At 36.6% G+C, this 13,200-nt stretch carries 11 protein-coding genes, 1 pseudogene and 1 riboswitch; of the genes and pseudogenes, 5 read left to right on the forward strand and 7 right to left on the reverse strand.

Going from position 1 to position 13,200, the window contains the following annotated elements; translation table 11 throughout:
• Nucleotides 1-29: 29 nt before the first annotated feature.
• The gene (lpcA, locus tag DDU33_RS09580; RefSeq protein ID WP_108924881.1) at nt 30-614 is read left to right on the forward strand and encodes a D-sedoheptulose 7-phosphate isomerase; all 585 of its coding nucleotides are present in this window, start codon (nt 30-32) and stop codon (nt 612-614) included.
• Nucleotides 615-743: 129 nt separating this feature from the next.
• On the opposite strand, the gene DDU33_RS09585 is transcribed toward lpcA, so the two are convergent.
• The 3 genes from DDU33_RS09585 to DDU33_RS09595 all read right to left on the reverse strand — a co-directional run bounded on the left by DDU33_RS09585 (nt 744) and on the right by DDU33_RS09595 (nt 4,860).
• The gene (locus DDU33_RS09585; protein WP_108924882.1) at nt 744-2,162 is read right to left on the reverse strand and encodes an IS1182 family transposase; all 1,419 of its coding nucleotides are present in this window, start codon (nt 2,160-2,162) and stop codon (nt 744-746) included.
• A 188-nt stretch (nt 2,163-2,350) separates the two neighbouring features.
• Nucleotides 2,351-3,631, reverse strand: coding sequence for an amino acid permease (locus tag DDU33_RS09590; protein WP_108924883.1), 1,281 nt, complete (start codon nt 3,629-3,631; stop codon nt 2,351-2,353).
• A gap of 35 nt (nt 3,632-3,666) precedes the next feature.
• Nucleotides 3,667-4,860 (reverse strand): MalY/PatB family protein, encoded by a 1,194-nt coding sequence (locus DDU33_RS09595; RefSeq protein WP_108924884.1) that lies wholly within the window; start codon nt 4,858-4,860, stop codon nt 3,667-3,669.
• 209 nt (nt 4,861-5,069) lie between these two features.
• Here DDU33_RS09595 and DDU33_RS09600 point away from each other — a divergent pair, with 209 nt between their 5' ends.
• Entirely contained in the window at nt 5,070-5,774 is a 705-nt protein-coding gene (locus DDU33_RS09600) for a helix-turn-helix domain-containing protein (protein ID WP_208620292.1), read from the forward strand.
• A 260-nt stretch (nt 5,775-6,034) separates the two neighbouring features.
• On the opposite strand, the pseudogene DDU33_RS09605 reads toward DDU33_RS09600, so the two are convergent.
• The 3 genes and pseudogenes from DDU33_RS09605 to DDU33_RS09615 all read right to left on the reverse strand — a co-directional run.
• A pseudogene (locus DDU33_RS09605) lies at nt 6,035-6,520 on the reverse strand (transposase); the annotation flags it as partial.
• Between the two features lie 113 nt (nt 6,521-6,633).
• Nucleotides 6,634-7,605: a substrate-binding domain-containing protein gene (locus DDU33_RS09610; RefSeq protein ID WP_108924886.1), complete on the reverse strand. Its 972-nt coding sequence runs from the start codon at nt 7,603-7,605 to the stop codon at nt 6,634-6,636.
• A 172-nt stretch (nt 7,606-7,777) separates the two neighbouring features.
• On the reverse strand, nt 7,778-9,313 hold the full coding sequence (locus DDU33_RS09615; protein WP_108924887.1) for a Na+/H+ antiporter NhaC family protein: 1,536 nt from the start codon (nt 9,311-9,313) through the stop codon (nt 7,778-7,780).
• A 128-nt stretch (nt 9,314-9,441) separates the two neighbouring features.
• Nucleotides 9,442-9,638: riboswitch (Lysine riboswitch) on the reverse strand.
• 192 nt (nt 9,639-9,830) lie between these two features.
• On the opposite strand from DDU33_RS09615, the gene DDU33_RS09620 reads away from it, so the two are divergent.
• Nucleotides 9,831-10,223: an H-NS family histone-like protein gene (locus DDU33_RS09620; RefSeq protein WP_005819119.1), complete on the forward strand. Its 393-nt coding sequence runs from the start codon at nt 9,831-9,833 to the stop codon at nt 10,221-10,223.
• 64 nt (nt 10,224-10,287) lie between these two features.
• The gene (purU, locus tag DDU33_RS09625; RefSeq protein WP_005819121.1) at nt 10,288-11,124 is read left to right on the forward strand and encodes a formyltetrahydrofolate deformylase; all 837 of its coding nucleotides are present in this window, start codon (nt 10,288-10,290) and stop codon (nt 11,122-11,124) included.
• Between the two features lie 29 nt (nt 11,125-11,153).
• On the opposite strand, the gene DDU33_RS09630 is transcribed toward purU, so the two are convergent.
• A complete protein-coding gene (locus DDU33_RS09630; protein WP_108924888.1) occupies nt 11,154-11,867 on the reverse strand; it encodes a SanA/YdcF family protein in 714 nt (237 codons plus the stop codon).
• Between the two features lie 217 nt (nt 11,868-12,084).
• Between DDU33_RS09630 and metX the strand changes: the two genes are divergently transcribed.
• Nucleotides 12,085-13,155 (forward strand): homoserine O-acetyltransferase MetX, encoded by a 1,071-nt coding sequence (gene metX / locus DDU33_RS09635; RefSeq protein ID WP_005819125.1) that lies wholly within the window; start codon nt 12,085-12,087, stop codon nt 13,153-13,155.
• The last annotated feature ends 45 nt before the right edge of the window (nt 13,156-13,200 follow it).

Genomic DNA, 13,200 nt, shown 5'->3' on the forward strand with positions numbered 1-13,200 from the left:
TTTTTTACAAAAATTTTAAGGAATATGCTATGTACTTAGATCAAATCAAAGCAGAATTACAAGAAGCAGCTGATGTATTAGACAAATTTATGCACGATGAAAAAAATATTCAGCTGATTCAAGATGCAGCTTTACTTATTGCGAATAGCTTTAAACAAGGTGGTAAAGTGCTTTCTTGTGGTAACGGCGGCTCTCACTGCGATGCGATGCATTTTGCTGAAGAATTAACAGGTCGTTATCGTGAAAACCGTCCTGGCTACCCAGCTATTGCGATTTCAGACGTAAGCCACTTAAGCTGTGTAAGTAACGATTTTGGCTATGAGTATGTTTTCTCTCGCTATATTGAAGCCGTTGGTCAAAAAGGCGATGTACTCTTTGGTTTATCTACCTCTGGTAACTCTAAAAATGTACTAAATGCCATTAAAGCAGCAAAAGAAAAAGGTATGAAAGTTATCACCATGACTGGGAAAGATGGTGGTCAAATGGCTGGATTAGCGGATGTTGAAATTCGCGTGCCTCATTTCCGCTATGCCGATCGCACTCAAGAAATTCACATTAAAGTGATTCATATTTTAATGATGCTCATTGAATTTGAAATGGCAAAAGTAGCATAATGCAAAAACCTCTCCAAATGGAGAGGTTTCAGACCGCTGACAAACCCACCTTTACAGGCTTTCCGTCAAAGGTGGGTTTATTTTTTGCTGTTTTCTCTCTTTCTTTTGTATTTCACTTCGGATAGCCATTCAAGCGGTCAGTTTTGTGGATTTTTTTACCATTACCGCATATTGATAAAGACTGAGCCATAAAAAGCGTAAAAAAAACCATAACACAAGGGCTATCTTCTTGATATTTTGTGCCATTGCCGCAAGGAAGCATTGCATCTGTACTTTCGACAACCCTCTGTAATGGGCGTAGCGGTGTCCGTGGTGTTGTTTGGCGTCCGCAAAGCTACGCTCTACGGTTTCGGCTCGACGTTTGTAGAGTTTTTTCCCTTGCTCCGACAGTCTCACCGCATTGGCGTTGTCCATCGCAACTTGATAGATATGTCGGGTTATCAGCCTTTCGGCTTTTTGATTTTGGGTGCACTGCGAACGAAGAGGGCAAGTCTGACAATAAGCAGGGTTGGATTTGTAGGTATGGTAGCCTTCTCTTGTAGTGGTGCTGTAAATGAGCGGTTGCCCCATTGGGCAGGTGTAACAGTCCTTGTCCGCATCGTATTTAAAGTCTCGTTTTCTCAGGCTGTTTTTCCCTTTGGTCGGACGGCGATAACCAAACACGCCAATAATCTCTCGGCGAGCCAAACTTTCTGCAATAGGGGCAGTAAAATAGCCGGCATCCAACCCAACGGCTTGGGGGTTGAACTGAAAACGTTGCGTGGTGGCATCAAGGCGGGCGATATAGGGCGGACTGTCATTGACATTCCCTGCCGTGGCAAAGGTATCTAAAATAATCCCGCACTTACCATCGACCGTGCGGTGGTCAAGGTAGAAGAACCCTTTCGGTTTGTTATCTCGGTGCATATAACCACTTTCAGGGTCGGTATGACTGACCTTGGTGTCTTTGAGTTCTGCCGCTTTCTCACTCGCCTTTAACGGCTTTTTTCCTTTTTCTTCTCGCACTTTCGCGACATCTTGGTTGAGCATATCAATGTACCGACTCACACGCACTTCACGCTTTTCATTGTGCTTTTTGTTCTTGTTGGCACCGGCTTTTAAATGGATGCTGTCGGTAAACAGATATTTGCCACCCACCAAGCCTTTTTCCATCGATTGCCACACGATACAGGTAAAAATACGCTCAAATACATCCCTACCATTAAAACGACGAATGCGATTTTGGCTTAATATGCTGGCATCAATCACTTTTTCCGCTAAGTACATCCCTAAAAACCAACGATAAGCCACATTGACCTCAATCTCTTTCACCAATTGGTGTTCGCTTTTAATGCCAAAGAGATAGCCCAACAGCATAATTTTAAACAAACGCACAGGGTCAACGGCAGGACGACCGTTATCTTGGCAATAAAGATGGGCAACCTCATCACGGATAAATTCAAAATCAATGGCTTTGGCGACCTTGCGAACAAGATGGTCTTTGGAAACCAGTTGCTCAAGACTTATCATCTCGAGTTCATATTGAGGAGAATGGGGATTTTTAAGCATAGGCATTTCCTTTTTTCGATATGCCTATTAGATCAAACCTCTAGAGAGATGTCTAGAGGTTTGTCAGCGGTCTGAGAATCCCCATATAGGGGATTCTTTATGGTTATTATAGGGAAAATACATGTTATTGTTGGTTGTTATTTGGGGCAAATACGATTTGCCCCACAGCTAGAATTATCTTCTTTAGTTTATTCAAATAAGCTAAAGAGTGGTGATACACAAAGTAGGATGCCGAAAAATGCAACATACCAAGCTCTGAAACCTTTTAAATCACTAAGGTTTGATACTTTATAAATGAGGTAAACAGGAATTAGACAAGCAATAATTCCGTAGGTTGGTCCTGCAAGCTGTAATAAATATAGCACTGAGAATTTTGTTGAAACCCAAATCCATAATGCAAGAATGATACAAATAGTGACAGCGTAATGTAGAATGGTTTTATTGATTTTATTCTCAGGAATTACACGGCTAAGTAGGTTGGTAACAATACCTTTAACAGATTCTTGCACACCTAAATAAATACCTAAAAATGCAGTGATGATGGAGAATACATTTAAAACACTAGACATGATTTTAATAGCATTGCCCGACATTACTTGTGCTGCAATGGCTAAGGCTGAGATGTTTTGTTCAAATGCTTGTACTGCTTGTTCATGGCTAATAGAAAATGTAAATGAGAAGGCAAAAAATAGAACTACAATTGCCAAAATGATATAGGTGATTCTATTGACTCGAACTGCTCGGTATGCAGCAATTTCTTTATCAGTTTCCACTTTACGATAGGCAATATTCATTGGGTTTAATATTTGTACGAAGAGAATAGAATAGAGTGTGAAAGGTAAAGTTAATAATACATCTCGTAAAAATGGGAGGAATTCAGGAAATGCCGTAATGTTGTCAAAATTCCAATGAGGGATCATTAAAAGTCCAAGAGCCAAAATGATACTGAATTTTACGATAATCATGGGACCTGATACTTTAAATAGTAGCCTTTCCCCTTGTGCAGCAATAGAGACCAATATGCTGAATACTAACAAACTATACCAAGGTGAGTCGGATAGTAATTCTTCTGTTATTCCAAATGTTTTAATGTAGGATGCACTATCAAAAATTACGGCTAATGAATAGGATAGGAAAATCATAATTAATGATAGGAAATAAACCGCACCTAATGCGACGCCCCAGTTTTTGCCTAAATATTGTGAGATGATGTTGGTGTAATCCTCACATTCTTCAGTTCGTGAAAGTGTTTTTAAGTAAAGATCTTGCAAAAAATAAATTGCAGGATATGAAAGTGCAATTGCAACAATGAAAACCCATATTCCTTTTAGTCCTATTTGTACCGGCATAAAAACAATGCCTGCACCAATTGCCATTCCTATACATAAAACTACCCAACCGACATCGTACATGGTAAAAGGAATTTTTTGGAGTTTAGAGTTATTGATTGAAATGTTCTCGTTACGCATAAGCTGCTCCTATTTTTAATAAAATACAATGTCTTTTATTTGTTATTGACTGCTTCACAAATACGTTTCATGCCTTCTTCCACAATACTTCTTGGGCAAGCAAGGTTTAATCGAATAAATCCATCTGAGTTTCTAACAAACATATTTCCGCCTTCTAGTAATACACCGGCTTGATGAGCAAAGAACATAGATAGATCTTCTTCAGGGTTAAAATAAGCACTTAAATCAATCCAACCCAGATAGGTTGCTTCAGAAATTTGATATTTTGCTTTGGGTAAATGTTGTTTCAAATACTCTCCAACAAATTCAAAATTTTTGTCAAGGTAGGCTTGTAATGCAATGAGCCAATTTTCCCCTTCTTCATAAGCAGCTTGTGCCGCCGCAATACTTAATGGATTATCAAAATTATAATGTCTATTTAACCAAATCTGTTTTAGTGTTTCGCTACGAATAATGATGTTTGAAATCATTAAACCCGCCATATTAAATGTCTTACTTGGCGCCATTGCGGTAATTAAACGTTCATAATCAGGCATAATTTTGCCTAAAGGAATATGTTTACGTCCTGTTCTAAGTAAGTCACAATGAATTTCGTCTGAAATTACCCAGAGATTATATTTTTGAATAATTTCAGCTAATTTGTTTAATTCCTCTTGTGTCCAAATACGTCCACTTGGATTATGAGGATTACATAAAATTAATAGTGTAGTTTTAGGATCAGAGGCTTTTTGTTCTAAATCATCAAAATTTATACGATAAAAACCTTCTTCATTAATCAAATCGGAATATACAGCTTGTTTTGCAGAATGGTCAGCTGCGTATTGGAAGTAAGCATAAGAAGGTGTTAGAAATAGCACTTTTTCATCGTCTTTACAGATGTAATCAACTAGCTCAAAGAGTGCCGGAATAATGCCATTTGACATCACTAAGTCTTTTTTACTAAAACTCCAGTCGTATCGACGCTTACACCAGTTGACGAAAGCCTGATAATAGCTGTCCTCATATACTCTTGTATAACCTAAAATACGTTTATCCAGTCGCTTTTTAATTCCATTGATAATGACATCCGGTGTAGCAAATTCCATATCAGCTACCCACATTCGGATAAATTCCTCATCTTTATAAGGGAAGATCATTGAGTCATCTGCTTTGAATATATAAGAGCGAAATCCATCGGTATTTAAGGCATTCGTATGACAGCGATCGATAATTTCATCAAAATTATACATAGTTATTCCTCCAGTGATTTTTGATAATAATCGATTCTATTTTAGAAACAGAATATGAGCTGTCAAATTGAATAAATTTTCTTTTAAAGAAAAAATAGAAGTAAAAATTTTATTTTAAAGAAATAAATTGCTTGAAATTTGGTCTTTTGACAGGATAAACTTAAAAAAATATAGCTAACTAAGTTATTTTTATCTTTATAGGAAAAATGATGAATATTAATCAAGAAGTAGGACAGCTTATTCGACTTGCTAGGAAAAAGCGAGGATTGACGCTCAATGATTTTTCTAAACTGATTTATAAAAATCCCTCCACTATTTCTAAATATGAAAAGGGAGAAATTATTATTGATATTCCGACGATATACGCTATTTCTAAAGCACTGGATGTTGAAATTGATCAACTTTTGGTACGTCCTCACAAGGAACTTCGTTTCAATTTAGCCACACAGGTTCCCGCTTTCTTTTTAGGTTTATCACAATTTTACGCGTACTTTTATGATGGTCGTAATAACTCTATCGTGCCTTGTGTGATTGATTTAATTAGCCAGCAAGCTGTGAATCAGTTTAAAGTTATGATGTATATGAATTATAAGGATTTTTATCAGTACAAAAAATGTGAAAATATTTATTCCGGATATATGGAGCATTTTGATGCGGTAACAAATATTGCCTTATCTAACCAGCATATGCCAATGGAAAAGGCAAGTATTCAAATCTTAGCTTCTCAACTTGATGCCGATAGGAAATGGGGATTATGGAATGGTTTTTCTACACGTCCAATGATGCCTGTTGCAACCAAAATGCTTTTTTCACAAAGTAGGCTGGTACAAGACGAGGAGTTGATTACACAACTAAAAATTTCAAAAGAAGACATTAAACTATGTCGTTTGTACAATATGTTTATTGTGATTTAACCTATATATTTTTCTATATGAGCAGAATGAAGGATTGTACAATTCTTTGTTTTTTGTATGTTTTACAAAAGTTACCGCACTTTTATCTCTATATTTTTTTATCTCTATACTTTTTCTCGCCTATGCCCAATATTATGGTTCAACAGATATCTGTGAAGATAAGTGCTCAACGGCATTAATTTTATCCACAATAAACTGACCCTCTTGTCCTTGTTCTTGGTTGTAATGCACTACATTAATGGCGGTGTTTAAAATGGATTTTCATTGTGCTTTTTGTTCTTGTTGGCACTGGCTTTTAAATGGGTACTGTCGGTAAACAGATATTTGCCACCCACCAAGCCTTTTTCCATCGATTGCCACACGATACAGGTAAAAATACGCTCAAATACATCCCTACCATTAAAACGACGAATGCGATTTTGGCTTAATATGCTGGCATCAATCACTTTTTCCGTTAAGTACATCCCTAAAAACCAACGATAAGCCACATTGACCTCAATCTCTTTCACCAATTGGTGTTCGCTTTTAATGCCAAAGAGATAGCCCAACAGCATAATTTTAAACAAACGCACAGGGTCAACGGCAGGACGACCGTTATCTTGGCAATAAAGATGGGCAACCTCATCACGGATAAATTCAAAATCAATGGCTTTGGCGACCTTGCGAACAAGATGGTCTTTGGAAACCAGTTGCTCAAGACTTATCATCTCGAGTTCATATTGAGGAGAATGGGGATTTTTAAGCATAGGCATTTCCTTTTTTCGATATGCCTATTAGATCAAACCTCTAGAGAGATGTCTAGAGGTTTGTCAGCGGTCTGAACCTCTCCAAATGGAGAGGTTTTGTCTATTATACTTTTTTAGTTCAAATCTTTTTTCTCTACGCTAATGTAAGGAATCCGTAAAACACGGTTTTTTAATTTCCATGCAGTTCCAGCATCAGCTGGTTTGCCATTAGCTAAATTCTCAGCAAAAGCCATAATCGCTTGACTTTGTGCCATCCAATCATTTCTTACCGTTCCGGCAAGTTTTCCTTGTTGAATTAAGGTAAGCGCTTCAGGTGTTGCATCTACACCATAAATAGGTAATGTTTTACCTTGTTCAAGCGTTGCTTCAACCGCTCCAATTGCCATTGCATCGTTATTCGCAATAATGACTTCAATACGGTTGTGATCTGTTTTAAGCCATGCAGCTACTTTTTCTTTCGCAATATGTTTTCGCCAATATGCTGGCTCTAATGCTAATTGTTCTGCGGTAACCCCTAACTTTTTAAATTCATTCATTACCGCTTTTGTCCGAATTTCAGCATCGGGATGAAAATCTTCCCCTTTTAGCAAAGCATATTGAATTTTGCCATCGTGATTTAAATCATAATGTGGGTTCTCTTTCCATTGTTTTGCGATCATTTGAGCCTGCAATCTTCCTGCTTCTTCCGGTAAAGCCCCCACATAATAGGCTTTATTATAGCTGGCTATTGCTTTTTCCCCTGGATCTCGATTAAAGAAAATAACGGGAACATTTTTTTCTTTTGCTTTACCTAATACGGTATCCCATGCGTGAGGATAAACGAGATTTACCGCTAAAACATTTATTCTCTGTTTGAGTAATCCTTCTACTTGATTATTTTGAACAAATTGAGAATTCTGAGAATCATTAAACAATAATTGAAGATGATGAGAAATTGCTTTATTTGACATTTCCTTTTTCATCAATTGTATAAAGTCATCGCCATGATGATAAAAGGTTATGCCGACACGAGTCTCTGCATATCCAGACACTGAAAAACCTAATCCCATCGCCACAACTAAAGGTTTGAAATAACTTGTTTTCATTTTAATTCTCCTAATCCTACACAAGTTTTGTAGAATGGGATCATAGTACTCCTCTTGGAGTAAAAATGATGTGAGCTTGTTCACATTTCTCAATATTTTTAAAATAAAAAGCGGTAAATACTTAACTTTGCAAAATAAAGAAAAATATTTACCGCTTGATCAAACGACAACTTTAATCTGTTTTTCTCGCTTTAAATACGAAAATTAAAATCGCCATGACAATTGCCGTTGTTACAAAACCAAATAGACCAGATTCCGTAAAACCGAGAACTAAGTAGCCAGCAATAGATGCACATGCCACTAGTAATGCATACGGGAGTTGCGAGATAACGTGATCCATATGATTACATTGCGCACCTGTTGAAGATAAAATCGTGGTATCTGATACAGGAGAACAGTGATCTCCACAAACGGCTCCCGCCATTACCGCAGATAAGCATGGAATAATTAAATTAGGATCTGAGTTTACCGCCATTGAAGCTCCAATCGGTAACATAATACCAAATGTTCCCCAGCTTGTTCCCGTTGAAAATGCCATAACAGAAGCTAAAACAAATAAAATTGCAGGTAAAAAGGCTGGATTGATATTACCTGCAACAAGGCTAGATAAATACTTCCCTGTTTGCATGTCGCTCACCACACCATTGATAGTCCAGGCGAAGAAAAGAATCAAAATCGCACCAGACATCATTTTAGCGCCTAAACCATAAGATTTAACGTATTCAGCGACAGATAAACTACGATTTAATGCCAAGCAAATTGTTAATACGATTAAGCTTAATACGCTACCTGTTACAAGAGAAATCCCTACGGTTGTATTTTCAAAAGCACCTAATACACTAAATTCCGTACCATTTGCAGCTAAAGCATCTCCGCCTGTTTTTAGCATCATTGCGACAGTACCAATAATCAACGCAATAATAGGTAAAATCAGATGAGAAACTTTCCCTTTACTTTCGATAATCTCATCCTCAACTTCTTCTTGATGAGATGCATGACGCTCAAATCGAGCCATTGAACCAATATCAAAACTAAAATAAGCAACGAAAAATACCATGACAATAGAAAAAATGGCATAGAAGTTCATTGAACTCATGGTAATAAATGCGCCTAATGGTGTATATCCGGCAATAGCGTGGGTTGTTAATAAACCGGCAACGAGTGTGATGATATATGCACCCCAACTTGAAATCGGCATCATGACACACATAGGCGCTGCGGTAGAATCCAATATATAAGCCAATTTTGCTCGTGAAACTTTAAATTTATCTGTTACCGGGCGAGCAATTGCACCAACTGCTAAGCTATGGAAATAATCATCAATAAACGTTACGAAAACTAAACAAGCTGCAACTAATTTTGCACCACGTTTACCTTTTATTTTAGTTTGAGCCCAATTTGCAAAGGCTTGATTAGCGCCAGATGCACTAAGCAATGAAGTTAATACGCCAAGTAAAACTAAAAAGAGAATAATACTGATATTATTCGCATTAAATCCCTCATCGCCACCTTTATAAATCAGAGAAATAACACTATTTTTTAAGTAAATAAGCGCACCAATAACATCTCCACCTGAAAGCATTAATGCCCCAACTAAAATACCAACGCTTAATGAAATCAGTACACGGCGAGTCATAATGGCAAGCATGAGAGCCAATAACGCCGGTACAACAGACCAAAATGATGCTGAATAATCGACAAGATTCATAAAACCTCTAAAGTTATTTTTGATAAAAGATATTGTAAAAATAAGATCTACTGAAATGATTCACACAAAGAGGTAAATTACAAGGAAGGGGATTGGATAAAGAATATGTCTAAACGAACCCTAACCTAACTCACAGTAGCACTCCGCAAACTTATTTAAATGTCTTTCATTTAAATTAAGTATCACGACAGTGTCGTCCCTTTCGATAACGACCCCAACCAATTAAGATGACGCTTAATTGATTTCGGCAGATACGCCTTTCTTTTTTCCTCATCGTTTTCCACTCAGAAAAAGTACTTATCGGACCTGCGCCTCTACAATTTGTAGGATTGCAGCTAGAGTACATGAAATCAAGGACTTAAACAAGAGTATTTTTATAAAATAGCCTTTTACCTTAAATCATTTTTGATTTTTATTATTTACCCTCCAAATATATTAGGGTAATATAATAGATATTGTTTAATATAAAAAACAAAAGCTAAATATTTGTTACTTATTTTTTATAGAGGAACTAATGATGTCTGATGCATTAAAAACATTATCTAATATTCGTAGCTTACGTGTTATTGCACGAGAAACATCTCTAGAACAATTAGAAAGTTTACAAGAAAAGCTCGCAATTGTTATTGAAGAAAAGCGTGAAGAGTTAAAAAATCAAGAATTAGAACAAGCTAAATTCTTAGAAGGTTTAAATAAATATAAAGAAATGCTTGCTCAAGACGGCATTTCAGCGGAAGAACTTGTTGCATTACTAGGTGGACAAGTTGAGAAAAAAGTACGTAAAGCCATAGCTCCTCGCCCAGCAAAGTATAAATTTATTGATGCCAACGGCAATGAAAAAACATGGACAGGCCAAGGTCGTACACCGCGTGAATTAGTGGGCAAAAACCTCGCTGATTTTGAGATCTAAATTATTATAAAACATAAAGAGAACCTTTATTGGTTCTCTTTTCTATTTTTTAGGAAGTATAATCATGATCGAAACAAAAATTTTATTAACGGAATGCCCTGATAGTACAGGGCTTGTCGCCAAAATCACGAATATTTGTTACAAACATCAACTTAATATTTTAAAAAATAGTGAATTTGTTGAAAACGAAACCAAACGTTTTTTTATGCGTACTGAATTAGAAGGTATTTTTAATGATCAAACCTTATTAGCCGATCTTCAATTTACCTTACCAGAAGGCTCTTCTTATCAACTAAAACCTAAAGCGCGTAAACGCATTGTTATTCTTGTTACAAAAGAAGCACACTGTTTAGGCGATATTCTCATGAAAACATATTATGGTGGTTTGGATGTCGAAATTGCTGCCGTAGTAGGGAATCATGATTCTTTACGCCAACTTACCGAACGTTTTGATGTCCCGTTCTATTTAGTCAGTCATGAAGGATTAACACGTGTTGAGCACGATAAGCTTTTAGCAGAAAAAATTGATCAATATAATCCTGATTATATTGTTCTTGCCAAATATATGCGTGTATTAAATCCGGAATTTGTGGCTCGCTACCCTAACCGTGTTGTTAATATTCATCATTCATTTTTACCCGCATTTATTGGTGCTAAACCTTATCAAAGAGCTTATGAGCGAGGCGTAAAAATTATCGGAGCCACCGCACATTTTATCAATAATGAACTGGATGAAGGTCCTATCATTATGCAAAATGTCATTAATGTGGATCATACTTATACTGCGGATGCAATGATGCGAGCTGGGCGTGATGTCGAAAAAACCGTTCTGACACGAGCACTTGAATTGGTTTTTGATGAACGTGTTTTTGTTTATCAAAATAAAACCATCATCCTATAAAAAACAAAAGTCCACATAATGGTGGACTTTTAATTTGTTTTCAATTCTTTAGCAACAACCTTCTCAAAAGTTCTTGGCTGGTTATTAACGATATAATCCCAAATCATTCCTATTCGAGCAAAAAACTCTCGAATTCTTACCTTAACATGCCCTTCTGGATATTTTGCAACCAAACAAACCGCATCAATATTTTGTGTTTTAGCAATAAATAGAGCTCTCTCACAATGAAATTGCTGGCTGATAATAATAAAAGGAGCAAGTTTAAACACTTTATTTGCCCGAATAACAGAATCTAGAGTGCGATATCCAGCAAAATCTTGCTGAATAATGTTTTTAGGCACTCCCATCTTTAGCAGATCTTCTGTCATGACTTTAGGTTCATTATAGTAAGGTGTTTGATTATCTCCACTTACTAATAAATGTTTTATCTGGTGTTCTTTAACTAATTGTGAGGCAGCTTCAACACGATATTGATAATATAAATTAGGAACGCCCTTGGAATAAAATTTTGCTGTACCTAATATAACCGCAGTATGGAAATCCGGCAATTTATTTATATCTGTATAAATTCTATCCTTAACGGAATACCCTGTAATAAAATCGATACCTAATAATGCTAATACGAAAAAAATAAATCCCCCGACACTCCACTTTATAAAAGAGCGTCCACAAGACATCCATCTTTTTATTAACAGTAATACTCCAATTCGATTACTTTTAGGTTGTGAAATTTCTTCTCTCATACAGTACTAAATTTAAAAATGACATTATTCAGACTCAACTTTTACTATATAGTTGCAAAGCATAGCGAAGCAAATAAAAATTACAAGTGAAAACTTAGCACTCTAGACGTTTAGACGTCTAAAATTTCTTGACAAATTTTCATGTGAACGTTACCTTATTGACATAATTAAGATAACAAGCGGTGTAAATTCCGCCTTTTTTTGCAAACAAGGTTATATGGCTCTCTCTCTTACTCTCTTTGAAGAAGCTCCGCTTTCACTCACATTTGGCGGAACACTTTCTCCAATTCAAGTAGCATATCAGACTTACGGCACGCTCAATGAAAATAAAAGCAATGCCGTACTCCTTTGCCACGCATTAACGGGGGATGCCGAGCCATATTTACCTCCACCCAACAAAGGTTGGTGGCAAGATTTTATTGGTCCGGGACTTGCTTTTGATACCGACCAATATTTCTTTATCTGTTCTAACGTACTTGGTGGGTGTAAAGGTACGACAGGGCCTTCATCAATCAATCCTCAGACCGGTAAACCTTACGGAAGCCAATTCCCTGTTATTACCGTTCAAGATATTGTAAATGTACAAAAAGCATTACTCGATAAGCTCAATATTCCACATTTACATGCCGTTGTTGGCGGGTCTTTTGGCGGAATGCAGGCAACCCAATGGGGTATTTCATACCCTCATTTTGTGGATAATATTATCAATCTTTGTTCATCCCTCACATTGAGTGCCGAAGCCATTGGCTTTAACCACGTTATGCGCCAAGCCATTATCAACGATCCTTGTTTCAACCAAGGGGATTATTACGAAGGAATTGCACCTGACAATGGGTTAAAAATAGCCAGAATGTTAGGCATGCTAACATATCGAACTGATATTCAGTTAGCAAAAGCATTTGGCAGAGAAACAAAACAACACGGACAAATGTGGGGAGACCATTTCCAAGTTGAATCTTATTTAACTTATCAAGGTGAAAAGTTTTTAGACCGCTTTGATGCTAATAGTTATCTACGTTTACTCCGAGCTCTTGATCTATATGATCCCGCACAAGGATTTGAAAATGAGTCTTCTGCTTTAACACGTATTAAAGCAAACTACACTTTGGTGGCAGTTACAAGCGATCAATTATTTAAACAGATAGATGTCCATAAAAGCCGCCAACGTTTAATTGATGCTGGTATTAAAGTCAATTATCACGAATTTAATTCCACTTTTGGACATGATTCCTTTCTTGTCGATTATGATTTCTTTGAGCCTATGATTAAACAAGCATTAAAAAAATAGAATCTTCAAACTTTTAGCATATATCAAGAGTAGAAAAATACACTT

The sequence above is a fragment of the Actinobacillus porcitonsillarum genome (genome assembly GCF_003101015.1).
Classification (GTDB): Bacteria; Pseudomonadota; Gammaproteobacteria; order Enterobacterales; family Pasteurellaceae; genus Haemophilus_A; species Haemophilus_A porcitonsillarum.

What these genes read in the sequence shown, in the direction of transcription:
- lpcA (WP_108924881.1), top strand. Translation starts at nt 30, where the DNA reads ATGTACTTAGATCAAATCAAAGCAGAATTACAAGAAGCAGCTGATGTA.
- DDU33_RS09585 (WP_108924882.1), bottom strand. Translation starts at nt 2,162, where the DNA reads ATGCTTAAAAATCCCCATTCTCCTCAATATGAACTCGAGATGATAAGT.
- DDU33_RS09590 (WP_108924883.1), bottom strand. Translation starts at nt 3,631, where the DNA reads ATGCGTAACGAGAACATTTCAATCAATAACTCTAAACTCCAAAAAATT.
- DDU33_RS09595 (WP_108924884.1), bottom strand. Translation starts at nt 4,860, where the DNA reads ATGTATAATTTTGATGAAATTATCGATCGCTGTCATACGAATGCCTTA.
- DDU33_RS09600 (WP_208620292.1), top strand. Translation starts at nt 5,070, where the DNA reads ATGAATATTAATCAAGAAGTAGGACAGCTTATTCGACTTGCTAGGAAA.
- DDU33_RS09610 (WP_108924886.1), bottom strand. Translation starts at nt 7,605, where the DNA reads ATGAAAACAAGTTATTTCAAACCTTTAGTTGTGGCGATGGGATTAGGT.
- DDU33_RS09615 (WP_108924887.1), bottom strand. Translation starts at nt 9,313, where the DNA reads ATGAATCTTGTCGATTATTCAGCATCATTTTGGTCTGTTGTACCGGCG.
- DDU33_RS09620 (WP_005819119.1), top strand. Translation starts at nt 9,831, where the DNA reads ATGTCTGATGCATTAAAAACATTATCTAATATTCGTAGCTTACGTGTT.
- purU (WP_005819121.1), top strand. Translation starts at nt 10,288, where the DNA reads ATGATCGAAACAAAAATTTTATTAACGGAATGCCCTGATAGTACAGGG.
- DDU33_RS09630 (WP_108924888.1), bottom strand. Translation starts at nt 11,867, where the DNA reads ATGAGAGAAGAAATTTCACAACCTAAAAGTAATCGAATTGGAGTATTA.
- metX (WP_005819125.1), top strand. Translation starts at nt 12,085, where the DNA reads ATGGCTCTCTCTCTTACTCTCTTTGAAGAAGCTCCGCTTTCACTCACA.